Here is a 24,450-nt window from a genome sequence, read left to right on the forward strand (position 1 = left end):
CTTTCAAAAAAACGATTTTCTGTGTTTCTTTGTTGAGCAAATACAAATCAATACGTATTTACAAATTAGTTGCGCTGAATATCTTTTCTTAGTTTAGTATTTTAACAATCAAATTATAATTCCGTTTAGTCCGATGAAAAAGATTTTTTCACTTTTCGTAGCTTTATTTGTGCTGGTTGCAGTTAGCTACGCCCAAAAGGGAGTCATGAAATTTGCCAAAGAGACGCATGATTTTGGCAAAGTAGAACAAGGGAAGCCGGTGACCCACGTATTTGAATTCAAAAATACGGGTACTGACCCAGTTGTTATCAATGACGCTCAAGCTTCCTGCGGCTGTACAAAGCCTACTTTCTCACGGGAACCAGTACTTCCTGGGAAAAGTGGTAGTATCTCGGCCACGTATAACGCAGCTTCAGCTGGTCAGTTTACGAAAACGGTTACGGTAACCAGCAACGCCGAAAGTGGAAGTGTAGTTCTCTATCTGAAGGGCGAAGTAGTTCCTCAGAAGGAAGCTGCAACGGCGGCTGCCCCGGCTACGGCTCCTACTGCTAAAGACAAGAAAAAAACGTCACGCTAATTTACTGAAGGGTTACTAGTGTGGTTGAAAAAGGCATCCGGTTGTTTACCGGATGCCTTTTTTTTGTGCTTATAGTATTTCCATCCTGCTTCCTAACCGACTGACAAAGCCTGTACCCGTCCTTCCCATATTGCTTCTCTATACGCTGATTATTCAGTAAGTTTATAGTGTCTACTACTGACATTCGTCTATGGCTCCGCCCCAGCTTTTATAGAATAGCCTTACAATCGTCCTTTCGACAAGCTACTTTCTTAGCGATCAATTTCACTCAGCTATCGTTGTGCTTTTTGGGCATATAGATGGCTTTTTCTACCTAAACATGTTTTTCATCATTCTCGGCTTTCTGGCTTTGATTGCCGGATTTGCCATTAATACCCCTGCGCTAACATTTTCGCGCTTTTCCCGACCAGCTAAAGTGATTGGAATTATTCTGATTCTGTTAGGTGGCCTTACAGCCAGTGTTCGACAGATTGACGCTGGACAAGTCGGCGTTATTTCATTATTTGGCAACGTGAGTGATCGAGCTTTAAACTCTGGTCTCAACCTGGTCAATCCATTAGCCAACGTAACGGAGTTTGACGTAAAAACGCAGAACTACACCATGTCAGCTTCGCATAATGAAGGGCAGAAGGAAGGCGATGATGCTATTCGAGTCTTAACCGCCGACGGTCTGGAAGTCGTAATTGACCTGACTGTTCTATATCGTGTGGTTCCGGCTGATGCACCAAGAATTTACCGCGAAATTGGTCCGGATTACATGGACAAAATCGTTCGGCCGATTACACGCACGCGTATTCGGGACAATGCCGTTTATTACGATGCCATTGCCTTGTACTCGACCCGGCGAGATGAATTTCAAGGCCGTATTTATAAAACGATCGAGTCTGACTTCAAAAAGAGAGGACTGCTGCTGGAGCAGTTGTTGATCCGCAATATTGACTTACCCGCATCAGTCAAGAAAACGATCGAATCGAAAATTAATGCTGAGCAGGACGCCCAGAAAATGCAATTTGTATTGCAGAAAGAACGACAGGAAGCGGAACGGAAACGGGTTGAAGCGCAGGGTATCGCTGATTATCAAAAGATTTTATCTACAGGCCTCTCAGATAAGCAGTTGCAATATGAGCAGATCAAAGCCCAGCGCGAACTGGCCGCATCGCCCAATGCTAAAATCGTCATCATGGGCAGCCGTGGTAACGTACCGTTAATTTTGAATGATCGATAGTAGGTTAGTCGAAAAGGCTTCTGAAAGCCTTTTCGATTCAATTGAGACATAAATCTACACGTCGATTTCGACTTCGGCTTGACTCGGAATCGTTCGGGAACGCCGGTCGTTGGTCACCGGCGGCATCGACGTCGATACGTTCAGGACGAATACCCCGCTGAATAAGATAAGCGCGTGTTGCTTTAGCCCGAAATTCCGATAAAGTCAGGTTTAGTTCCGGATTTCCGACCGAATCGGTATGGCCTATAATCTGGATCGTTCGATCAGGCTCCCGGAGCATTTTCGTAATTAATTCATCAAGTTGATTACGGGCAGTTGTGCTTATTTCGTAGCTGCTTTGTGCAAAATAAAGCACATCGCATTGAGGTGTATTACGATTGACTGGACTTGATTTCCTGTCGAATTCATACGTGTTGATGCCCGCTTTCAAATCGATCGTATCTCCCTGATCAATAACCTTTTGAAGCCCACCCCGGATCTGGTATTTCCCAGGCTTAATTGCCCAATTAGTTCGGGTATTGATAGCCAGCGATTGCTTACCTGTTCCAATGGTTTTAAGCATTATATCGTCTGTGTCTCCTCGAAGCGCTGACGTCATGAGCAGAGTAGGCATGGGATTAAGTCGAATTTCGTAGCTGAATACGTCGTCAGCAGGTGAGTGATTAACGACCAGATTACCCAGATACGTTTGATAGCCCGCTGCCCGGATCTCGAGCGCAACAATGTCCGGAGATAGTAGCTTAGTGCGGACAGATTTGCTGACTGGATAGGTTATTTTCTGATGATCATGCGTAAAAAACAACGATACTTCTGCCCATACAGGCTGGTTCGTTAACGCATCAAGGATATAGATGTTAGCAGGTACGGACCGTCGAATTGACGTTTTTTCGATTAACTGCAACGGCTTCTGTTCAGATTGGAAATACGGCTGGTCAGCGGTGGGTTTATCGACAGGTACGGCCGGAAGCATAACCCTGAACCGCATAGAATCAGTAGGTGATTGGTTCCAATGGATCGGCAGTCGTATTGGCCGATAGCCTGCAGCGTCAACTCGAAGCAGCCTCACTTGCGCAGAAACATACCCCTGAAATCCACTAGCCGAGGCTGTAGTTTTGACTAGCGTATGCTCAGTTGAGTCGACCCATTGCCACGAAGCCGCAATTGGCTGATTCGTATGGTAATCGACAAGCCCGCCCGAAATCCAGATGACTTGCGCGCTGGCTATCCGAATGCTCCACATCAAAATTACCAACCAGCCGATACGTATCAATCGACTTTTCCATCGCATAGCTCTTACTTATACCGGTTAGCAAGTTGCGTGTATGCCTGATTTTTCCGGAAGTCTTTTCGTACAAAATCGAGTAGCTTATCTTTCTTCAGGAATTCTCTGGGCAATCCCATTTGTAAGGCTTTCTCCAACTGAGTCAGGGCCTGTTTTTCATCGTTCGCCTGTAGATGCGCACAGGCCAGTACGTAGCGGAGTTTAGGGGCGTTTTCGGGCGACGCGGATGTGGTTGACAGCCCAACCATACGTACATTTTCGGGCAGTTGCCCTGTCCGAACCTGCGCGTAAGTGCGTAGATAAAGGCACTCATCAGTACAAGCCACGCCATCGTATTGACCGTACCGATTTAACTCAGCCAACGCGTCGAGGTATTTGCCCAGCGCCATTAGGCAGCGTCCCCGGCCGAGTGCCACTACGTTTGCCAATTCATGCTCCTGATCGAGTTCCTGGCAGCGCGCGTAGTCCGTCAGGGCTTCTTCAAATTTCTCGCGTCTCTCAAGCATCAGGGCCAGCGGTACGTAATGAGAAGCTACGGTTGGCTCGAGTTGAGCGGCCCGGTTATAGTCATCTCGCGCACGATCCGGTTTTTCCAGGGCTTCATACGTCCGGCCCCGTTCGGTATAGGCAGCCGCCCAGTCTTTGGTGATCGAGAGTGCATCCTCAAACCGTTCGAGTGCATCAGAATATTGTTTGAGTTCGTAAGCGCAACGGCCCGAGAGGAAATAAACATCAGCGAAAAAAGCAGGCGGATAGCGCTTTTCAAGCTGTTTACGAATATTGCGTAACGAGGTCAGCGTAGCCTGGGCTTTATCGTACTGACGGAGGGCCGTGCGTGCTTTTGCTTCGCCCAGTGCAGCATCGTACATATCAGCCTGAAACGATATAGCCTTTTGAAAATCGACGGTAGCATCGGCATAAGCATTCAGGCGCATATTCGCCAGGCCGCGCTGGTAATAAGTAAGTGCGTCCGTGGGCTTGTAGCGAATCGCATTCGTCAGCGCTTCAGCAGCTTGCTTATCGGCCCGGGTCGATAACAATAGCTCGCCCTTCACCAGCCAGGCCGCAGCGTAGTCGGGTTTTAAACGCAACGCAATATCCAGCTGTGCAAGCGCATCTCCAACTTTTCGGGCCTGTATATCCTGCTGACTCTGCTGATAAAACTTAGCCGCTACTGAATCAATCTGAGCACGAATACGAGCATCTACTCCCAGCTCAGTCGCCCGGGCGAAGTCGTCGCCCGCTGAATTAAATTGTTTCAGACATACATAAGCAACACCGCGCTGAAAATAAAGCTCCGGCTGTCGGCGGCTTCGATTAATCCCTTCGGTGAAGTCAGCTTCTGCTTTATCGCATGAGCCGTTTTGTAAATGAAATTGTCCACGCAGCAGGTAATAACGAGGATTCTTGTCGTTAATTCGAATGGCTTCATCATAATCAGCAGAAGCCTCAGTCGGTCGATTCGTACGTATTCGATAAGCGGCCCGGCGCGTAAGCAGTTCGGCGTTGGCCGGATCAATGGTCAAATAAACCGATAGATCAGCAGCCGCTTTTGGAAAATCGCCCATCCGGGCATAAAGATCAGCGCGGGATTCGAGTGCGTCGAGGTTCTGGAAGTCGAGTGTCAGCGATTCATTGAGGTCACGCAGGGCCTCTTTGTAATCGCCTAGTTGCGTATATGACTTTCCCCGTCCCAAAAACCAGTCAGAACTATTGACTTTACTGCTGGTACTGGGTTGTTTATTTTGTTTGCGCTCCGCGTCGATAATTCGTCCGTATTCTTTGACCAATTCCTTGTATTGACCGGAAGCAAACCGTTCGTCGAGTTCCGCTTTCCGCCGGGCCTGCGCCATTACGTCCTGGCTTTGCGTTTCCAGAGCCGTAGAATCGGGCTGTTGCTTCAGAATAGCCTGCATCAGGCTTAACGCTTCCGTATATCGCCGTTTACGAAGTGCCAGATTGAGTCGTTTTTTCAGTTCTACGACAGAATTACGCGAACGTTCATCCAGTGTTTTCTGAATCGTAAACAACCGAACTTTCGGCGTCAGGTCTTCGAATGGTTTTTGCTTTTCAGCCTGCTCAAAAACGCGTTGTGCCGTGACCATATCCCCTGCCGCAAAGGCAGTTTCGCCTTCTTTCAATAGCTTCTGATACGTATCCAGAATCGCTTTTTCCCGTTCACGTTCCGGATCGACAGGGGCAGCAACCGCCATTTGAGTCGAATCTCTGGCGATTGTGCTATCGGTCCGAACGGCCACCGTTCGAAGAGCTACCTCTTTCAGCGCAACATCGTTACGGGTCAGGTTTGTTGAGTCGTCGTGTGTAGCGAAAGCCAGTCGGGTGATTAAAACCGTCCACTTCGCGCCAACCCGGATAGCCTGCATTTCAGCGACACGCCGGACTGGTTGGTAAGGCTTGTCGATTTTCGTGTGTTTACCACCGAACAGAGCTGTATAGAACACCTTCACATACAAGGTATTACTCTGCTTAAGGTTTGATACAGTAAAATCCGAGAACGCAATCGTGCTCTGCGATGATTTGGCGTAGAGCAAATCAAAATTGGCTAAATATTTCTCGACGGGCATATCCAGCACCGTCGCCGTAGCGGTTCGATCGGGGCTAACGTCGTCCTCAACAATCGTTTCCTTGCTGGCAAATAACTGGTTCACCCCCGGCACATAGCTATCACTGATCAGCGCATTACGTTCGAACTCACCGAGATCGGATAAACTCAGTACGTTCAGCAGATCATTAAGCCCGAGTTCGACTTTTCGACGAGCCAGTAGTTTCACTTCTTCGTTATCACGGGTGGTCAATTCCTGAGCATATAGTCCAGATAACCATCCAGATACTCCGATCAGCAGGCTCATCAACCAGTAACGTATTCGGTATACCATTGCAGGAAAATTTACTTATTGGGTTGCCACAACGCCTATATCACCCAACAGAATAGCCCATTTGATTTTATCTTTCCCGTCGCCACGCTTGTTATACGGCTGCAGCAATACGTCCACGTCTTTCTGAGTTATATCGCCGTATTGCACCTCTCCGTTGGCATTCAGTCCAGAAAACTTCTGTTCCCCCCGAATCTTACCGTAATAATTCCCATCCTCTTTTTGGGTCAGTTCGTCAACGTACTGAATGTTGGCCCATTCGAGCGAAACGTTGGCATACGGCAGTAACTTAAGGCGCCGAAGGTAGTCCTGAATGGAATACGTATTGGCTTGCCCGTCGCGCACCATCGAGCTAACCTGAATCGTAGCGCCAGGCTTAAATAAGGTTAGAATCCGTTTAATGGCTTTATTTTTTGATTCAGCATCGGTACTTTTATCCGCAACGACGCCAATGAGCACTGAGAAATCCTTCACCCGCTCAAGACCCTGAGTGCGATAATCGTCGTATTCTTCAGCGGTCAGTTCAAGCGATTTTTTAGCACCTTCACCTGGAGCAGGCTTCTGGGTAGTCCAATTATCGTCGGTCTTCGCAGTTGGAGCCGGTTCTACTGTTGTCGGCGTTGTGGATGCTGTCGCGACTGGAACTGGGTTGGGTTCATTGCGAAGAAGGGTAGGATTGTCGCACAGGGTTGGGGCGTCGGCAAAAAGTTCGTGCTTACCTGTACTGTAAAATATAGCTACTACGTCGCTTTTGGGTAAACTGGCAGCCGTTCCATCGGCGGTTGTGTAGTTCACTACGTCCCCCTGATCGTAGGAAACTTTTCCGTAAATAGCCTCTGACGGATTACGTCGGATAATGGCATCACTGGCAGGTTGACTTGTGTTCGTCAAAAACTGCTGAATCAGCCGATCGCGTTCGTCACCAGGCAGCGCCAGTACGTATTGCATGCACAAAAACCGACCGCGCTGATTCACAACCGCAACCACTCGGTCGACGCCATACGAGAACTTGATCGTTGCTTCTCCTTTGGGCACACGCAGCGTAACTTTTTCAGACGTGATGTCGGCCAACGTACCAGCCACCTTCGTCTGATCACTGAGATAGACTACATCCTGAGCCCAGCCAAGGCAGGCTGTTAGTCCATAAATAGCGAGCAAAAAACACAGTCGTTTCATAGCAGATAATTCTTTGTAACGCCTATTTAACCTTAATCCAGAATGGTACGTCGAGCGGATCGCCATTGGGGAGGGCTACTTTCATCGTGCTGGTGACGATCTCACCAGTGCGCCAGGTGCCGCTACTCCGAACAATGGTCCATTCTGTCCGGTATACCTGTGCTTTTCCCCGTAGCAGATTACCCAGGGTTCCGAACGACGTAACTAACTGTTCGGCATCTTTCGCATAGAAGAAAGCCCCGCAGGTTTCGGTAGCCATCCGCGAGAGTACAGCTACGTCCACGCCATTCGTCAAACCAATCGTGTATAATGGAATTCCTTTTTGCTGCGCGTTGGCAATGCAGCCATCTAAATCGCCGGAAGCCTGTCCATCCGTAAAAACAATGACGGCTTTGTTAGACGTTGGGCCATTTTGTGCCGCATAGTTAGTTGCCAGTGTAGTTGCTTCGTATAAAGGTGTACCTCCGCCTTCGTTATCAGAAAGGCTATCGAGTGACCGCTTCATCCGGCTTGTTTCGTGAGCGAAACGACTATGCAGCGTGAAATTGTACGTAAAATTTGGTCCAAGCCGACTGCCTGAAAAACTGGATAAAGCAACGACATCATCGCTTCCCATATAATCCATAAATATTTTACTGGCGTCGATACGCAGGTCTTTAGGATCATTATCAATAATACTACCTGACTGATCCAGCAGAATCATAGCCGAATAACCACCGGCTTTATCCGTGAGGGCTGTAGACGTAAGCCGCTGCAGTTGATACGTTCGGCCAGAAGCGGTTGGAATCGTGAAATCGGTTTGCTTTAACCCATTTACCTGACGTCCGTTTTTGTCGACGACGTAAATATCCAGGCGCATGGTCAGGGTAGACGAACCGGGAGCGCCAACAAACATACAGCCTACGGTAGCTGCTGACGGCTTTCCCACAATTTTGGGCAACGCTGGCAAGGGAACTTCTACTTCACGGCGGCAACTCCAGGTCAGTACAAATGTACCGAGCAGTAGGACGGTCAGACGTTGGAAATGGGTTAGCGTTTTCATGGTACAGATAGCGTTATTTTTTGATGGCATTGAAACCAATTCCGAGCCGGATGCTGGCAATATTGACCTGCTCACTCAGGCTTTGATTGAAGGCAGCATAATTGAGATTATTCACATTAAGAAGCTGGTACCGAAGGCTTAGGTCGAACAGCAACGCTTTGGACCGGATTTCATAACCGAGGCTGGCCCCATACGTAATCGGCGTTGACTTTGCCGATTCATCGGCAGGAATAGGATGCATGTCTGACGTCTTTACGGAAGCAAACAGGAAAGTAGCTCCTGCTTCAGGCATGATGTAAAAACCGCCTGCCGGATAAATTTTGACGCCCAATTGCACCGGAATCTGAGTCAGGCGTTTGGTCTCCGTGTATTCATCAACGCCCTCACGGGTATAGCGCCGAACCAACTCCCAACCGAAATACCCGGCGGTGATCGAAATAGCGAGTGGTTTCAGGAGTCGATAATCCACTCGTAAACTGGCCCCAATATTCTGTTTCATTCCGAAACCGGTAGAATCATTGAGCCAGGCCCGATCCTTATTGACCGGGTCGGGATAGTAGGCAAACTCAGGGCCTATTGTTGCCTGTAAACGGCCAAATGCGTTGCTATATCGCGCTGACGCACTCGGTGCCGAATACTCCGTCAGTTGGCTCTTTGGTTCTTTCTCCGTACTGCGATCGGGTTGAGAGGCTGGTGCAGAAGGAGCCGATGAAATGCCTACCGATGGAGTACTACCAACTGCTTTCCGAAAGGTTTCTTCTTTTCCATCAGCATAACGAATATGGTCGAGCCGACTCAGCAGCAATTCATACTGAGGGCCGTCAGGCGTTTCCGGTTTTGTATAATACAGCTTCCGGTCATCACGTCGGCTTACTTTCCCCTGTACTACGGTTTGATCGATCAAGGTAATCTGGTCAACCTTGCTGGTTGTGCTGACTCCATCGGGTAGTGGTGTTAGGACTTCGGTACTACCGTCGCTGAAAACGATTTTCCAGACCTGACTGCGCGCTATTTTTTTTTTCGCTTTCGGCGCCGTTGGCTCGAAATAAATAACCTCCGTATCAGTCAGCTCGTCAATTTTGACATTAACTGTCTGACGATCGAGTTTATGCAGCACGTCGGAGCGTGTAGTCTGTCCTAGGGCCAGCTGGACAGTCAGGAAGAGGATAAAAAAAAGCAGACGTATCTTCATGATTTCTAGTGGTTTGGATAAGATATTATCTTAAGAAGTAACGAATGCGGATAGCGCTGCCGCCGAGAGAGAAGGTTCGGCCGATTGCATAATTGAAGGCTGAATTTTCTACGTCACTCCCGTTTTTCCCACTTGTGTAGTTAACTGAAAGCGCCTGATAGGAACCCAAGTCCACCTGCAATAACCAACGTGGGTTGACCTGATAAAACAATCCAGGTGAGCCGCTTAAGCCAAGTGCAAGGTTGTTTGACGTAGTTTCGGTTGTTGTCGTACTACTCGTTGTTTTCGACGACGTATGCGTATACGATAGCCCGGAACGCCCTGTCAGAACAAAACCGAAATTGGGAACCACAGGCAGGAAGCGCTGAATAAATGGCCCAATTCCCACTGTAAAGGAATTGTTCGTGCGAGTGCTGCTTGCTTTTTGGTTTTCAAAACCAAGTGTCAGATTAAAACCGGAAGCAACATTCTCGCTCCGGAAACGACCAAATTCAGGTTGTAACGTAACGTTAAGATCCGATCCAAATTCAGGCGCTATGGGTGTAGTCACGCCAAAACCTCCACCGATAAACCGGCTTCCAGGTACAAATTGAGCGGACGCCACGGTGACTGACAGCCACAGCAGTGCAGCGTATAAACCTATTGTCAAACGTATCATGGGGTGGATAATTAAAAATAACGGGTGAGGAAAAGCGAGAACGAAGGAATTACACCAGCACCAGTCAACGACAGATCAACAGCCGCCTTGCTTCCCGGTTCTTCGTCTTTGACGCGGTTAAGGGTCAGTCCAAGCAGCGACGCATTAAAATCGATCGACCAGCGCTCATTCAGTAAATAGGCCAGCCCGGCACCCAGTTCAAGCGATAGTTGCTGTTGCGTGGCTTTATCTTCTATGGAGCCGCTTTTATATTTATACCATCGCAAGGCCAGTTCAGCCGAACTGAAGCCATAGAATGCTACGTGGCTGGCAACGGGCAAGTATCGCCGGGTTTGGCCCATAATCGCTATAGACGGGGCGCTTTCTACAGTCTCAGCTGTTGTTGCAGCCGTTGTCGACTTGTTTTTTTCACCCGTAAATCCCAGGGTTAATCCCCCTCCTATCGAAACATTATCGCGGGTAAATTTTTGGTACAGAGCAGATAAACCAATATTGTTTGTTGTGTTCGTCGTCGTTGTTCTACTATTTTTATTCGTCGTTGACGTACCCGATAAAGTCAAACCATATGACAATGCTCTACGGCCAGCGGCAAACGTACCCAAGTCGACCGACTGACTACCGCCAACGCCAATGGGTTGTGATACTCTATTGGCAGGCGGTGGTGCCGGAGTTGAATTGGGTCGAGCACTGGTCGACGTAACGGTTGGCTTAGGAAAGGGCGTTTCCGTCACTGGTTTGGCCACTTTCGGTTCGTTGTATACATCGGACGTACCATCGCCAAATACAACTTTCCAGAGTTCAGCTTTACGAATTTTACGGATGGCAGCTGGTGCGTTGAGATCCGTGTAGAATACCTCTACCTCCGTAATTTCCTTTACCCGAACGTTCTGCGTGGTACGATCGAGTCGGTGCAGCACATCAGGTCCGGTTGTCTGAGCGAACAGCGCCTGGGCACTGATGAGCAGGCAACCAATCAGAATGAATTGGTAAAAAACTTGTTTCATGAGATGGGGTGTGATAGAAGCGGAAAGCGTTGAAATCCCGCAAATTGACTGTTAATTACCTATCTATTCCAGCAAGGCAGCGGGAGGTAACAGATAATCGGGTTCCTATTTTCAATTCATTTTTATACTGGCTTTTCCTTCCTCCACGGCCGCTACGTCAAACTTGGCCGTTGGATTCCTGCTCAGGGCATCGATCAGCTCGTCCGTAGAGCCGAGGTGTTCGATGTGCAACGTACCGTCGGTCCCTTTCAGATTTTTTTGTACTGCCTTAACTTTCGCGTTTTTCTTCAAAAGATCGGCTAAAGCCGTGAGCTTGGCGTAGTTAATATTACCAATGGCAATGTCGGTAATGTTGGCAGCCGGAACCGACGCAACAGGAGCAGCCGCACGTATGGCAGCCGGTTTAGAACCACCAGCAACACTCGCAAACTGCATATTCATAGCACAGAGCCGTTCGAGCAGATACTGCGTCATGTTTTCGGATGCATTCCGAATCGCAATTTTATTGGCAATGGCTTCAGACACATCAATCCCACCTCCTGCCACAGCATTTGTAGCCAGAATTGACCCATCTTCAGTGGCGATAGCCCGAATTTCGAGCCGGGCCCGACACGAAACCATGCCTCCCTGTGAATTCGTACGTTCTGAGATCGTCTGCCCTGTTACAATGATGTTAGCCCCCATTTTTAGCCCCAGAGAGGCCATAGCCGCCAGGTCGGCCGATGAGTCAGCGATTTGACGCATTTTCCCGTAAATTTTGGGGTCAACTACGCGGAAGCCTGCTTCGACAAATTGCCGGATAAGCTCTGTCTCCGTAGCCGATTGCTCAATAACCACCGGTTTAAACACTGCCGATGACGCCGTTTGTCGACTGGCCGACTCTTCTTTTTTCGTTTCTCTATTCCGACCACCGAATATACCTTTCACTACTTCACTAGCCAGTCCTACGTTGGCTTCACGCTCCCGAAGCGCTATCTCGCGTTCTCGACGGTTCAAATCAGTCGTTGTGTTGTCACGAGCTGTTCCCGCCGTAGTCGCTTCTGTTACGAGGATAATGACTTTGGGCGATCCGTTACGTAGCATCTGGCAGTTTTGTGCCGTATAGCGCTTGATCTCCTTTGGCTTCATCGGTTCGGGCATCTCGATCTGATCCTTTGCGTCGGCCATGATTTCAACGGATTTAATGATCGCTTTCTGAACAGCATCCTGTACGGCACGGTTTTCGGTAGAACCACCGATGGCCAAGCCGTTAGCTCCGCCCAGTTTCATCCCCCGAAACCCCGACGAATTTCCTTTCATGTTGATGTCGCGGCTGAAAAGCAATTCGCCGGTTTGCGGATTGAGAAGCTTAAGGGTAAAACCCAACGTAGCAGTATTGCCGCCAAAATTAAATCCTCCTACCTGTGTCGACTTGTTCCCTTCCGAGAAGTCAGTTACCTCACCGGTCACAACCAGTTGTGCGCCGACCATCTTACCCGCTGAAGGACCAGACCCGTCCGTGAAACCATCCTGCGCAAACGCCATTTCGCCGGTGGCATCGCCTACATTGCGGTTCATTTCCATGACCCGGAAACAGTTCGTCTGCTGAATGGCCGAGGTCAGCATGGTGGCCAGCTCATCGCCGAAGGTCGAATTGGCCTGCGCTGATTTGGTCGATACATTAAACCGGGCGACTTTCACCACTACGCGCTTATCACGCGCAAGTCCTTTACATTTTTCAGCAACTTTTTCGAGCGTGACTTCGGGTGTCTTCTGAGCAATCAGCTGTTCAGGCATCGCCAGCAAACTTAGACCAAGCAGAAAATTAGGTAGTAGATAGAGGTAGCGTTTCATAAATAGACAGAAGAAGTAAGAGTACGTATTGCCTTTGCGAATGCCGTTTACCACGGACTCGTATGGCAAAATTGCCAGGTTTGCCTACCCAAAAAAATGGCACCTACCATGATTTTAGTAGCAATTTCACCGATCGAAACCTGGTAAATTTGCTAGTACGCGCTGGCCGATTTATGGGTATAAATCACACCGCCTACTATTTTTCAATAACCGTCCCTACCCGATACTTGCAATGCCTTCAATAAGCTACACCAACCCATACTGTCATGTATCGTCTCATCCGTAAAATTCTGATCATAGGCCACCTTTGGCTTATCGTTAGCATTAGTCATGCGCTGGCTCAGGTTATTTTGACTGACTCATCGACACGCTATACTATTGGAAGACGTATCGACATTCTGGAAGACCCTAACCATCAGTTTCGTACACTCAATCAAGTCATTCGGGAGCCTTATCGCTCTCAATTCATACGGAGTATTCAGGAGACACCGAACCGCGGGTATTCAACATCTGATTATTGGGTTCGCTTCGATCTGGCGGATCAAGCCACGACTGATCGTTCCTGGTTGCTCGAAATTGGGTTCGGCAATTTTTCGGAGATCGACCTGTATTTTGTATCGAAGCAGACGGGTCGCATTATTCATAAGCGAGGGGGAGAATTACTGGGAAGACAGGGGCGGGAAATTTCGTATAATACGTATGTCTTCCATATGCCCATCAAACCGGGTGATCAGCAAACGGTCTTTATTCGGCTGTCATCAACGTTCGGTCAGGCTACTTTTCCGATTTATCTCTGGCGAGCCGATACGTTCGTTCAGTCAGCGCAGGTTTCGGGACTTCTTTGGGGGGTTTATTACGGTATTTTATTATCCGTTTTTCTGTATCATCTGACGTTGCTGCTGTTTATCCGCGAACGAGGTCATATACAGTTGCTGACTCTTTATTTAGGTGCTTACATACTCTGGGAACTATCGCGCGGCTTCTGCCTGGGCGTTCGGTTTTTATGGGTGGGTAATGAATGGCTTACTACGTATTCGCTGCCTACCTTTTTCACCCTGATGATCAGTACGTTTCTGCTGTTTTACAGCTCTGTTCTTGATCTTAAGCGGGTCGCTCCCCGGCTGAATACGATCCTTTACGGGCTGATTGGTTTTAGTGTTGTCGGCTGGGTATTGACTTTGTTGAATATTCAGGGTTTATCAAAAAATCTTATTATTACGTCGGTTGGCCTTGTTGATGGCCTATTCATCATCTTTCTGGGCGCTTATTCCTGGCAACTTGGCTATCGGCCTGCCCGCTATTATTGGGCAGCTGCGGTTTTACTCTTTCTGGGAGGTCTCATCCATTCACTCAACCGGGCGGGTGTAATTCCAGGGGCTGACTTTTTTGTCCATTACACCCTCAATCTTGGTTCGGTACTCGAGTTTATCTTCCTGACGATCGGTTTGGCCGATACACTGCGGTTAGAGAAGAAACAGAAGGCTCAATTACAGCAAGAGATGGACCATAAAGTCGAAGCCGCTGAACTACGGGGTCTTACGGAGGAACGGGAGCGCGTTTCATCGGAGATTCACGACAATGTCGGCAATTCACTACTCACGCTACGTCAGTCGCTTCGGGGATTACAGAGTGAAACGGGAACGGCGCTGAGTTACGAAAAGCTGGAACGAATGGTGCAGGAAACGTATGATGAAGTACGTAAAATTGTAAATAACCTCCTGCCCGATGAATTTCAGCAGAAAGGTATTTCATTAGCCCTACAGGAACTGGTTGATACGCTCAATCGGTCTGGGCAAACCCAATTTTATCTGCTTCTGTCAGGAACAGAAACTAACTTAAAGCCCAGTACTCAGTTTCAACTTTACTTGATTATCGTTGAATTGATTAACAACACCATCAAGCACGCCGATGCCACCGAAGTCAGCATTCGGTTCGTAACAATCAATCGCATTCTGACGGTCAGTATCCGGGATAATGGCGTTGGTCTACCGCTTCTGTCTAAACTGGAGAATGGTCGAGGCTGGACTAATATCCGCAACCGGCTCGAACGTATCGGCGGCAGCATTCATCTTGATGCACTCGTCGAGAAAGGAACGAGTGTTGTGGTGCATGTTCCGCTTATAGAAGGTTACGATCAATCAGGCCGTATTTGAAGGCAAAATGAGTAATGCCCACACTGGAGCGAACGCCTAATTTTTGCATCAGATTTGTCCGATGCGAGTTGATGGTCGATTCACTCAGCGATAGTTGCTCCGCAATCTTCCCAATCGGTATATCATAAGCAATAAGCTTCATTACTTCTAATTCTCGTGGTGTTAAGCTTTTCAAGGCTTCGGGTTGCTCATCCTTTTGCGTAGTTGACGTGGGCATACGTACTAAAATCTGGACCAGTTCAGGGCTATAATAGGTTTTATTGGCTTGAACAGTCCGTATCGCCCGGTAAACCTCGTCTGCATCGTATTTTTTGAGTACGTATCCTTCGGCTCCGGCCAGCACAGCCTCCCGAACTTCGTTACTCTTTTCAATCATCGTATAGAAAATAAGCTTAGTCGCGGGATAATTTTTTTTTATATGTACCAATAAATCGATTCCACTACGTTCACCATCAAGATGCATATCGCTGACGAGCACATCCACCTGTTGCTTTTGCAGTAAGCGTGTTGTTTCAGCCAGGCTGTACGCTTTTCCCACAACATTGATAGTATCTTTATCCTGAAGGTACTGCGCAATACCACTCACAATGAGCGGATGATCATCAAGAAGTAGAACTGTTGTCATAAAGCGGATAGATGGAGTCCAGATCTATTATACTATCTGGACCCTGAAAGTAACATGTTGGTAGAAGCTCACCCTTAAATATGCGTCGCTATGTTACTATTTTTTCAATTACGGACTCATTATCAATTATTCGGTATCGAATCGGGCGTTGTTGGACGCGGTTTTGAGCCAGCCGTAGCTGGTTGTGCTTTTTGATTCAGCACCAGTCGAACGACACGCCCCAGCGCGTTCCATAGCGCGCCGAACCAGGAAGCGTAATAGAGCCAGCCGTATTTCGACTTGCCAAAGAAGTCCAGCTCGCCTTCGTAAAACAGATGATCCAAGACTTCCATTTGCGCGCCAGCCAGCTTTTCTTCCACTGTTCCACCAAGTATGTACTGCCGGCCTGTTCGCAAAGCATCCCATAAACTCATGCTGTAATAAAACTCGCGTTCTCCCGGAGTCCAGTTCATACGTCGGTCGCGGCTTAGCAGTGTGATTTCGGCGAGATTCGCTTCGGCAATACCATGCTGACGTAGTAAATCCGTACGTTTAGCGACGGTCAGTACGCTCAGGTAGCGAAAAGGCGCTTCTGTGTTAACGACATAACTGGCTACCCAATGTTCCGGATCATTTGCGTGAAAGAAAACCCGAATCAGGGCATTGGTCAAATAAGCCCGGTCAACATAGGCTCCACTGTTATCGCGGTTGAATTTGATGAAACGATCGTACGCATCGGGTTGGAGGAGTTTACTTTTCAGCATGGCCGTAAACGGTTTGGTTTACCCGTCCATGCCGCCTTTTGAAAAAACACCCCCAGCCAGTCAAAAAAAGAGCCAGCCCAACCGGACTGGCTTTGTATCGGAACGATACGTCTTAACTCGCTTAAGGCCGGTACGTCCAGAACTGACCAGTACTGGTACCGACGTAAGCACGATTGTTCACGACAAAACTGAATGCGAGCTTACCTTCTCCCAGGAAATTCTGCATTTTTTTCCAACCTCGTTCGGGTTTATACTGCCATACTCCTTTGGGCAAATTGGGCTCTCCACTAATCCCATAGCCTGCATCACGCACAGCAAAACCAGTTTTTGTTGTCGATGTACCGTTGAACGTAGCAATCTCCGTCCAGGGATTAAGTTGGTTCGGGTCAAATAGCCAGCTTTTAATAGTAGCATTAGGCGATATCAGGTAAGCCTGTTGATTTAATACAAACGGAAACGTTTCTCTCAGGCTGTAAAAACCATCCGATTTTCGACCGAGTACTGATGGTTTACTCCACGCATTCTGTATAGGATTGTATTCGCAGACGGCAATCCGCTCTACCCCGCTGCTGTTAAGGTTCATCGATACGAGATATCCCTTGCCGTTTACGGAAAAGCTTCTGCCCGTACTATACCCTAGCTGAGGCTGGTTAGCGATGGCAATCCACTGATCGACAGATTGCCCTATGGATGGTTTATATTGCCAGAAAGCACCGCTTTTTTCTTCTTTCCACTCGTCATTGTATCCATTACCGACAAAAACCAAGCTATCAATGACAAAGGCTAGTCGACCCGGCGAAAACCCGTACTGATCCGCCTGCGTTACAGGGTAAGGCGTTCTTGCCCGCCAGCTATTACTTGCTGGTATAAACTCCCAAAATGCGTTTTTTCCATTACCCGCATTCATCAGAACAAATCCACGGCTTGACGTTGCGACAGACGTTTCCACATCACGTCCATCAAACGGTAAATCAGGCAATCGCGTCCATTGGTCGCAGGGTTGATCGTAAAGTTGCTGCACAGCTCTCACATCGGTCGAATCCAGCGTTATAGCTGTCGTTGTCATCCGGTTCGACATAGCTGATGCGGGGTTCGTTGATGTGGCAAGGCCAAGGGCAGATCCAATCTGAAAAAGTAGCACTCGCTGCAAGGTGCTAATATCCCAGCGGTACGTATCAAGTAAGTAGATTGTATACGTACCATCGGCCTGTTTCGCCAGTTGTGATAAACTAGCAACAGACTGTCGTACCAAACCAGAATCTGTATACGTATTGCCTGCCGTTAAGCTATCTGAAAAGACAAAGTTGATATCGGCCGCAGCATTAGCGCCTACCTGTACAAATTCGATATAGCCGTTGGCCTGTTGCCATTGATCAAAGGGCACTTCAAGCGATTTTTGGCTAGTACGAATGTTGATTGTTTTGGCGTCATTTCGAAAGGCATATCGCAGAACACACTGGTCGAAATTTCGATGAGCCGTCGCATTCTGGTAGCTGCTGATCTGATAACTTAATGAAGCAAAGGGGGTAAGTTCATTTTGACATCCCAAGACAATGAACAGCCCAAAAAGTACACACTTACGCAATGGATACATGGTTACCAGAAACGGAAGGAGAAATCAAGGCTGAATGTATGTAGCCAAGCACTGACATTTTCAGATGGCTCAGTCGCTAAACGCAGCGGTTGCGGCTGGTAGAGCAACCATAAACGAAAATGCCCGTTGCTGTTGCGCCAGTTTGATAGACCATAACCAAGGCCTACAACGCCTGTTATACCTGTATTTTGAGGGACTGCCTTATAATTAGCCGCTACATAGTTGGTGTATTCATAGCGCAACGGAAGGCTAACGGAGGCACCCAAGGTAGCCATTAAGCCACCGGCCCGATAGGCGTATTTAGCCAGTCGATTGATTCGGCTGTACACATAACGGGGCTGGATATACAAATAAGTGGTTCGAAACTGTTCGGTTGTTCGTAATCCATCCGCCAATACGGCCTGAGTGGTAAACGTGCTCCCGGCAACCTTCAGGTCCGTCTCGAACCGGAAAGGCTTATACCAGGGTCCGACACCCAGACGCAAGCCGCCAGTCAGGGTCCGGTTATTCGTGGCGGCTATTACGTTACCATCTCGACTCAGTACTGGAATCTGCGTCATTCCGCCTACAAGAATATCGACAAAAAAGCGTGATCGGCGAGTGAGCGAATCCCGAATAATACGTTCTGCATCATTGAGCTGGGCTTGTTGTTCCGCATTGGCATTGATCAGTTGAAAGGCATAAAACTCTTCCGTATCGCCTTCTAGTGCTTTATAGTTCTCGCCGTCATCAATAGCGGCATACCGTTTAACGAAATCCGGATTTTCGTATTTACTCCAATAGCGTTCAATGAGTTTCCGTCGAATAAATAAGCTCGGATGCGAATTGGTTGTCGTGTGCTCATCAGCGTTACTATACACCGATAAAAGTTGCGGTAAAGCCCTGAAAATTTCCTGTATATCGCTTTGAGTCGCTTTCCGTTTATTCTGCGGGTTAACGATCATCCAGAGCCCGAGCGCATCTGCTTCCAATTCATGCAGATGGCGTTGCGGTATCGTAATGACATAGTCTTTTTTTGTGCCGCTTCTATCTATAGTCCGATATTTTGTCTGGTCAATGGTCGTATTAAGCTGTTTCTGAATAGGGCCTAAACGATAAGCTCGTTCCGTGTGGCCCAGCAAATGGTGGGCTATTTCATGGGCCAGTACAAACCGATCTCCCCATTTAGATTGGTTCAGTAATCGATTGAGAAATGGTTCATCGTAGAAAATGTATTTTTCTTTAGTGGCATCACAAATTGCAGCAAAAATCGCCCGATTGCAGGCGTAAGGCTTGGGGTAAACTTTAGCGGGATGTATGAATAAGCGACAGAACGTATCAACAATCGCCTGGGCTCTTGTTTCCGAATATAGATGCCTTTCCCGGCTTTCTTTTGCGATTCGATCACAACCACAGTCCTGCGCTGACACGTTTATTGTTAAGAAAAAAAGCCCATATAACCAGGCAATCTTACCGATTCTCATTTTGTTGGAGTGGAGTTAAAGTCTGTTGTCCTTTTAGCAATTGATACGTCTGTTTTTCGGTCATGAGTACATAGACGTTTCGCTGGCTGGTTGGTATAATTTGCCAGTTTTTAGTAAGCGACTGCGCCAGTGACGGACTATATATTGCCAATGTATCAGCTTTCCAGATGTACTTATTGCCGAAATCCCAGACGTCTGGAAGTCGATCATACCGTATTACTACTACAGAATGTTCATCACTCGAAAATCCATAGTCTTCAGGATCATCAGTGAGTACAGGAACAGTGCTTACCTGTCGATGTAGCGGTTGATTGTATCTATACACTAAAAAGCCTAAGCCTAAACTAAGTAGTAAGACAGCCGCAATTCCAATCAGCTGGGGCAGATACCGAATCCCTTTATGGCTATCATACCGAGGTTTCCGCTTCCCCGCGTTTATGATAACCGGATCAATCTCCTGGTAGAAATCACGTATCTGTTGTTGATCAGTAAAGTAATTCAGCACCAGCCACTGCGCCATAACCCGTTGTTTAAATTCAGGTTCGGTACTCAGTCGCTCTTCGATCTGCTTGTGAATCGAGGTTGGGAGATTACCTAACAGAAACTGCTCTATAAACCAGGTTTGTTTAAGCTTGTCGGGAACTGGCATAGCGTTGTTTTTCGAGCTGTTTCTTCTGCTTACGAACCTGCGCTTCGTCCAGACGAGTCTGCATCTCCCGGCGTACCGCTTCGACAAACGAATCATCTGGTTCACTAAGAAGAGTCGGTATCACGTTCTGAACCAGCTTACCCAAACAATCAAGGTGTTTTTCGCTAATTTTTTTAGGGTTGATTCCAAGGTCAAGCGCAATATCTTTAAGCTTTCGGGAGTCGCTATCTGGTCCCAGAGCCACGTCAAATAATGCTGCAAACTCGGTTTCTGTCATGGATTCGTTCGACTCAAGAACCTCATCAACAGCATCAATGCGGCTTGAATCAATGCCGTAATGTTGTAAAATAATAGTCAGACATTTATCATCTAATCGACTAAGTTGCTGGGCAACCAAGCGATGTGATTTACGATAAAAGCGAAGCTTCTCATGCAAGACTACGTCCTGGGGATCAGGGTTGGTCTTTGCCGTATCGAACAGCGTATTAGCCGGGATGCGATGCTGTCTTCTGGCAAACGATTTAATTTGGTTGATGGTAATTCCGATCAGATACGTATCGAGACTCGAGGTCAGTACAAATCCGGGGCTTTTTACCTTACGAAAGAAAATGTCAAACGTTTCGCCACAGACCCTTTCCTGACTAAGATTAAGTTCTCCGCCAATACGTTGCCCCAGGTGATTTCGAACGTAGCGCTCTATAGTATTCTGAACTTTATGAAGATCCTCCTCGGTAAATCTATTTTGTTGCCACCGCAAAATCATCGCCTGACTCTGCACCATCCAGCGAATCAAATTAGGTTGCCACCGGTCGAGTCGGACCGTACGAATAGCGGCATTTAACGCCCGCTTAGCCAGAGTTTCTGATTGGTTTTCGGGGATATGGTATTTGTTTAACGCGATATCCTGTGCTTCGCTGAGGTAGGCTTTGATAAACTTTCGTTCGGCGGTAAAACCATTTCGAATTAGATCGACAAGAACAGAGGTATCGGATAGTTTAGGCGGCATATACTTCGTTCAGTAACGTATAAGATGATACAGAAACCTGCTTATCGGTTTCCTTCCAGATATAAATCCCTTATTTGTATTGAACTTTCACATCATAAGCCCCAGTATTATCGGTTAAGTTGTTATCATTTACACCAAACGTCAGATTGACAGACTGAGTGGGTCCCGTCGAAAAACTGCACTCCTTACCGCAGTACCGCCAGTTTGCTTCGTCATTCAGTTTATACATTAATGCGGCATGAAACATCGTTGGTACAATGCTATAATCTGCCAGCGACAAGCCAAGTACACCACCCTCGGTTTTACCTTCGGGGGGGCTAACTCCAACAAAATTACCTACGTTAATCTGGCCCGATGCAGTAACCAAAACCGTTCCCTGCTTATCAAATTTGATGGTTTTGGTTACTGGACCACTTACCTGCAAGGCAATAGGCAGGTAGCCCGCGCAAGGTGATACGTATAATCGGTTAACCGCTATCGAATCGGCTTTTGATGCTCTGGCTATCTGGTTCTGTAATACGGGGGACATCAGCGAATTCATGTCATCTGATGTAGAGACACCCAGTAATAACCCCGCATGATAGGCTACTGCCCTCGTCAATGTGTTTGTGTTCCAGTTAAAACCATTGCTAAGCAGAATTGTATAAGTGCCATTACCACTTGATCTGAGGGCTGACGTTACAGCAGCCTCGCCCGGCAGCAGACCAGTAGTCACCATAACCGGCTTAGTTTGTATTTCTTCTGGGTTAACAAATCGTACGAAGAGTATAGCTCGGTCAGGCGCTGAAAATTCCAGAAAACTGAGGTTTTTGCTAGTCTTTTCCCATACGGCAAAACCTGCCCGAATTGCCTCTAACTGGCTGCTGTTGTCGAGTTGCGTAAACGTGTTCGCAATTTTGTACCGAATCGCACATTCGCTCGACAATCGCTGACTCCCCGTGTTCTGATCAGTGCTCAAATAGGTCTGCTGAGTTGCCAGAGGAGCTACATCCTGGCATTGCCAGAAAAGGCTGATAAGCGAAATAATGACAGGAATTGAAACTTGTGTAGATAGTTTTCGCATAGGCGTTCACCCTTAATAACCATCGAGACTCTATTAGGCAATTTACTAACCGCATTAGTTAATTGGTTGTCGAACAAACCTTAATTTATTAAGCGTAGCTATAACCTGCACAAACATCAGAGATAAGGGCATTTTTTTTGTATCATTGCTTTCGTTCAAACTGACTCCTCCATGCAATCATCTACTGTCTCTGCTCAGGAACCTGCTGTTGCCCAGCCAGCGCCCATTCGTCGTCTACTGTCGCTCGATACGTTACGTGGTTTTGATATGTTCTGGATTATGGGTGGGGAGGAAATTTTTCATGTACTAGCCAAAACGACTGGATGGGCTTGGGCCATTTTCCTGGCAGATCAATTTACCCACGTCGACTGGAATGGCTTTCGGCCCTATGATTGTATTTTCCCTTTATTTCTCTTCCTGGCGGGTGTTTCTACTCCGTATTCACTTGGTAGCCGCTTAGCAAAAGGAGACAGTCGTTCTATGCTGGCTCGCAAAGTCATTACGCGCGGGTTGTTGCTGGTCCTGCTTGGGATTATTTATAACAATGGGCTGTTCAATAAACCAATTGCCGAGATGCGTTTCGGAAGTGTGCTGGGACGTATTGGCCTGGCCGGTATGTTTGCCCAGCTTATTTATCTATATGTGCAGCGTGAGCGGGCGCGTTACGGTATTTTCGCTGGAATTCTATTGCTTTACTGGGCGCTGTTGATGCTTGTACCAGTACCGGGCTATGGGGCGGGCAATTTAACGATGGAAGGCAGTTTAGTAGGCTATGTCGATCGGTTGTTCATGCCCGGTCGATTGTACAAAGTTGTTCATGACCCTGAAGGTTTACTCTCAACATTACCTGCCATTGGAACCGGCTTATTAGGTGTCTTTGCCGGAACAATATTACGTCAGCATGGCGTTCGCGACGCCCAAAAGCTCCGGCAGCTCGTGCTGATGGGGGTAGCTTGTGTTGTGTTAGGCTGGGTTTGGAATGTTGTCTTTCCTGTAAACAAAAATTTGTGGACCAGTTCATTTGTACTGGTGGCAGGAGGCTGGAGTCTGTTAATGTTAAGCTTATTTTACTGGATTATCGACATGCAGAACATCCGCCGATGGACGTTTTTCTTCATCGTTATTGGTATGAACTCCATATTAATCTATCTCGCAGAACGAATAATTGATTTTGAACACACGGCTCATTTTCTATTCAACGGAATACTCCATTTCTTCAGCGAACCTGTTCAGGCCGTGGGGGCCATTGTCGCTTTTTTAGCCGTCAAGTGGGGATTTTTATACTTCCTGTATAAGAAGAACACATTCCTCCGCGTATAATATTACTTTGCACTGATCAGAGACATCAACCAGGCTTTGCACGCTTCTGGCCACGTATTGAGTGAGCCAAACTTTGCGGTACGGAGGCCATATCCATGCCCCCCCATTGGATATAGATGCATTTCTGCCGGAACGCCGTTTTTCAGACAGGCCAGATAGTAGTTAATGCTATTTTCGACGGGAACACCTTTATCATCTTCCGAATGAACTAAAAATGTTGGCGGTGTTTGCTTTGTTACCTGTAGCTCATTGGAGTAATAAGCAACCATCTCCGAAGACCTATTTAATTTCCCCAAAAGTTTATCGCGAGAGCCCGTGTGCGCTTTTTCGCCGAATGTTATTACTGGATAGAGTAGCACAGCAAAATTTGGTTTAGCCATCTCACTGGCTTTCTCCCCCCGATAGTAATGTGTAGAGAGCGTTGCTGCCAGATGTCCTCCCGCCGAAAAGCCCATTACACCAATTTTCTCGGGATTGATCCCATAACGAGTTGCGTTCTGACGAATTAGCGTCATGCCCTGCATAGCATCAATTAGGGGCACCTCCTGCTGATTCGTCATTAACTCTGGATTAGGTAGGCGATATTTGAGTACAAATGCCGCTACGCCTATGCTGTTGAACCAACGTGCTACGTCTGATCCTTCATGGCTTGCTGCCAGAATCGAATAGCCGCCACCAGGACAAATCATGATAGCCGCTCCTGTGGCTTTGTCTTTGGCAGGGAGATAGGCTGTAAGAGTTGGAACCGATACGTTACTGATACGTAAGATACCGTTAGCATCTGTCTCAGATTTTTCCGCTATTTGGCTCCCCGAGATAGAATTGGGAATAGCGCTATCGGGCCAGAGGTTTATAACTTCCTGCGATAAAGCAACTTGGGGAATACTGGCTGCAAACAGCATACTAAATACTAAAAAGCGCATAAAATAGGAGATGAAAATTGCAAAAGTC

At 47.5% G+C, this 24,450-nt stretch carries 20 protein-coding genes; 4 read left to right on the forward strand and 16 right to left on the reverse strand.

All coding sequences use genetic code 11. From position 1 onward, the window contains the following. Positions 1-133: 133 nt before the first annotated feature. A complete protein-coding gene (locus IC230_RS02975; RefSeq protein ID WP_191037465.1) occupies positions 134-577 on the forward strand; it encodes a DUF1573 domain-containing protein in 444 nt (147 codons plus the stop codon). 319 nt (positions 578-896) lie between these two features. Next, positions 897-1,802, forward strand: coding sequence for a prohibitin family protein (locus tag IC230_RS02980; protein WP_191037466.1), 906 nt, complete (start codon positions 897-899; stop codon positions 1,800-1,802). Positions 1,803-1,839: 37 nt separating this feature from the next. On the opposite strand, the gene IC230_RS02985 is transcribed toward IC230_RS02980, so the two are convergent. The 8 genes from IC230_RS02985 to IC230_RS03020 form a co-directional block, all read right to left on the reverse strand. After that, on the reverse strand, positions 1,840-3,090 hold the full coding sequence (locus IC230_RS02985; protein WP_191037467.1) for an OmpA family protein: 1,251 nt from the start codon (positions 3,088-3,090) through the stop codon (positions 1,840-1,842). Positions 3,091-3,095: 5 nt separating this feature from the next. Next, positions 3,096-5,981, reverse strand: a complete 2,886-nt coding sequence (locus tag IC230_RS02990; protein WP_191037468.1) for a tetratricopeptide repeat protein — start codon at positions 5,979-5,981, stop codon at positions 3,096-3,098. Between the two features lie 15 nt (positions 5,982-5,996). Beyond that, positions 5,997-7,154 carry a hypothetical protein gene (locus IC230_RS02995; protein WP_191037469.1) on the reverse strand — a complete coding sequence of 386 codons (1,158 nt, stop codon included), beginning with the start codon at positions 7,152-7,154 and terminating at the stop codon, positions 5,997-5,999. A 22-nt stretch (positions 7,155-7,176) separates the two neighbouring features. Further along, on the reverse strand, positions 7,177-8,196 hold the full coding sequence (locus tag IC230_RS03000) for a vWA domain-containing protein (protein ID WP_191037470.1): 1,020 nt from the start codon (positions 8,194-8,196) through the stop codon (positions 7,177-7,179). A gap of 13 nt (positions 8,197-8,209) precedes the next feature. Continuing rightward, complete coding sequence (locus IC230_RS03005; RefSeq protein WP_191037471.1) at positions 8,210-9,388, reverse strand: porin family protein; 1,179 nt, start codon at positions 9,386-9,388, stop codon at positions 8,210-8,212. Between the two features lie 25 nt (positions 9,389-9,413). Continuing rightward, complete coding sequence (locus IC230_RS03010) at positions 9,414-10,046, reverse strand: hypothetical protein (RefSeq protein ID WP_191037472.1); 633 nt, start codon at positions 10,044-10,046, stop codon at positions 9,414-9,416. An 11-nt stretch (positions 10,047-10,057) separates the two neighbouring features. Then, complete coding sequence (locus IC230_RS03015; protein WP_191037473.1) at positions 10,058-11,050, reverse strand: outer membrane beta-barrel protein; 993 nt, start codon at positions 11,048-11,050, stop codon at positions 10,058-10,060. A 111-nt stretch (positions 11,051-11,161) separates the two neighbouring features. Continuing rightward, on the reverse strand, positions 11,162-12,883 hold the full coding sequence (locus tag IC230_RS03020) for a CsgG/HfaB family protein (RefSeq protein ID WP_191037474.1): 1,722 nt from the start codon (positions 12,881-12,883) through the stop codon (positions 11,162-11,164). A 266-nt stretch (positions 12,884-13,149) separates the two neighbouring features. Between IC230_RS03020 and IC230_RS03025 the strand changes: the two genes are divergently transcribed. Beyond that, positions 13,150-15,036, forward strand: a complete 1,887-nt coding sequence (locus IC230_RS03025; protein WP_191037475.1) for a sensor histidine kinase — start codon at positions 13,150-13,152, stop codon at positions 15,034-15,036. Here IC230_RS03025 and IC230_RS03030 read toward each other — a convergent pair. The 7 genes from IC230_RS03030 to IC230_RS03060 form a co-directional block, all read right to left on the reverse strand. Next, positions 15,002-15,661, reverse strand: a complete 660-nt coding sequence (locus tag IC230_RS03030; protein ID WP_191037476.1) for a response regulator — start codon at positions 15,659-15,661, stop codon at positions 15,002-15,004. The genes IC230_RS03025 and IC230_RS03030 overlap by 35 nt on opposite strands. Before the next feature lie 122 nt (positions 15,662-15,783). Beyond that, a complete protein-coding gene (locus IC230_RS03035; protein WP_191037477.1) occupies positions 15,784-16,404 on the reverse strand; it encodes a Clp protease/crotonase-like domain-containing protein in 621 nt (206 codons plus the stop codon). 121 nt (positions 16,405-16,525) lie between these two features. Then, complete coding sequence (locus IC230_RS03040; RefSeq protein WP_191037478.1) at positions 16,526-17,998, reverse strand: matrixin family metalloprotease; 1,473 nt, start codon at positions 17,996-17,998, stop codon at positions 16,526-16,528. A 2-nt stretch (positions 17,999-18,000) separates the two neighbouring features. Then, entirely contained in the window at positions 18,001-19,461 is a 1,461-nt protein-coding gene (locus IC230_RS03045; RefSeq protein ID WP_191037479.1) for a M48 family metalloprotease, read from the reverse strand. Then, positions 19,448-20,110, reverse strand: a complete 663-nt coding sequence (locus IC230_RS03050; protein WP_191037480.1) for a hypothetical protein — start codon at positions 20,108-20,110, stop codon at positions 19,448-19,450. Before IC230_RS03050 ends, IC230_RS03045 begins: the two co-directional genes overlap by 14 nt. After that, a complete protein-coding gene (locus IC230_RS03055) occupies positions 20,088-21,116 on the reverse strand; it encodes an RNA polymerase sigma factor (protein ID WP_191037481.1) in 1,029 nt (342 codons plus the stop codon). Before IC230_RS03055 ends, IC230_RS03050 begins: the two co-directional genes overlap by 23 nt. Before the next feature lie 70 nt (positions 21,117-21,186). Further along, the gene (locus tag IC230_RS03060) at positions 21,187-22,179 is read right to left on the reverse strand and encodes a matrixin family metalloprotease (RefSeq protein WP_191037482.1); all 993 of its coding nucleotides are present in this window, start codon (positions 22,177-22,179) and stop codon (positions 21,187-21,189) included. A gap of 171 nt (positions 22,180-22,350) precedes the next feature. On the opposite strand from IC230_RS03060, the gene IC230_RS03065 reads away from it, so the two are divergent. Further along, positions 22,351-23,499, forward strand: coding sequence for an acyltransferase family protein (locus IC230_RS03065; protein ID WP_191037483.1), 1,149 nt, complete (start codon positions 22,351-22,353; stop codon positions 23,497-23,499). A 2-nt stretch (positions 23,500-23,501) separates the two neighbouring features. Here IC230_RS03065 and IC230_RS03070 read toward each other — a convergent pair whose 3' ends face one another. After that, complete coding sequence (locus tag IC230_RS03070) at positions 23,502-24,422, reverse strand: alpha/beta hydrolase (protein WP_191037484.1); 921 nt, start codon at positions 24,420-24,422, stop codon at positions 23,502-23,504. Positions 24,423-24,450: the final 28 nt, after the last annotated feature.

Origin of the sequence: Spirosoma validum (assembly GCF_014699035.1) — a bacterium.
In the GTDB taxonomy this organism is placed as follows: Bacteria; Bacteroidota; Bacteroidia; order Cytophagales; family Spirosomataceae; genus Spirosoma; species Spirosoma validum.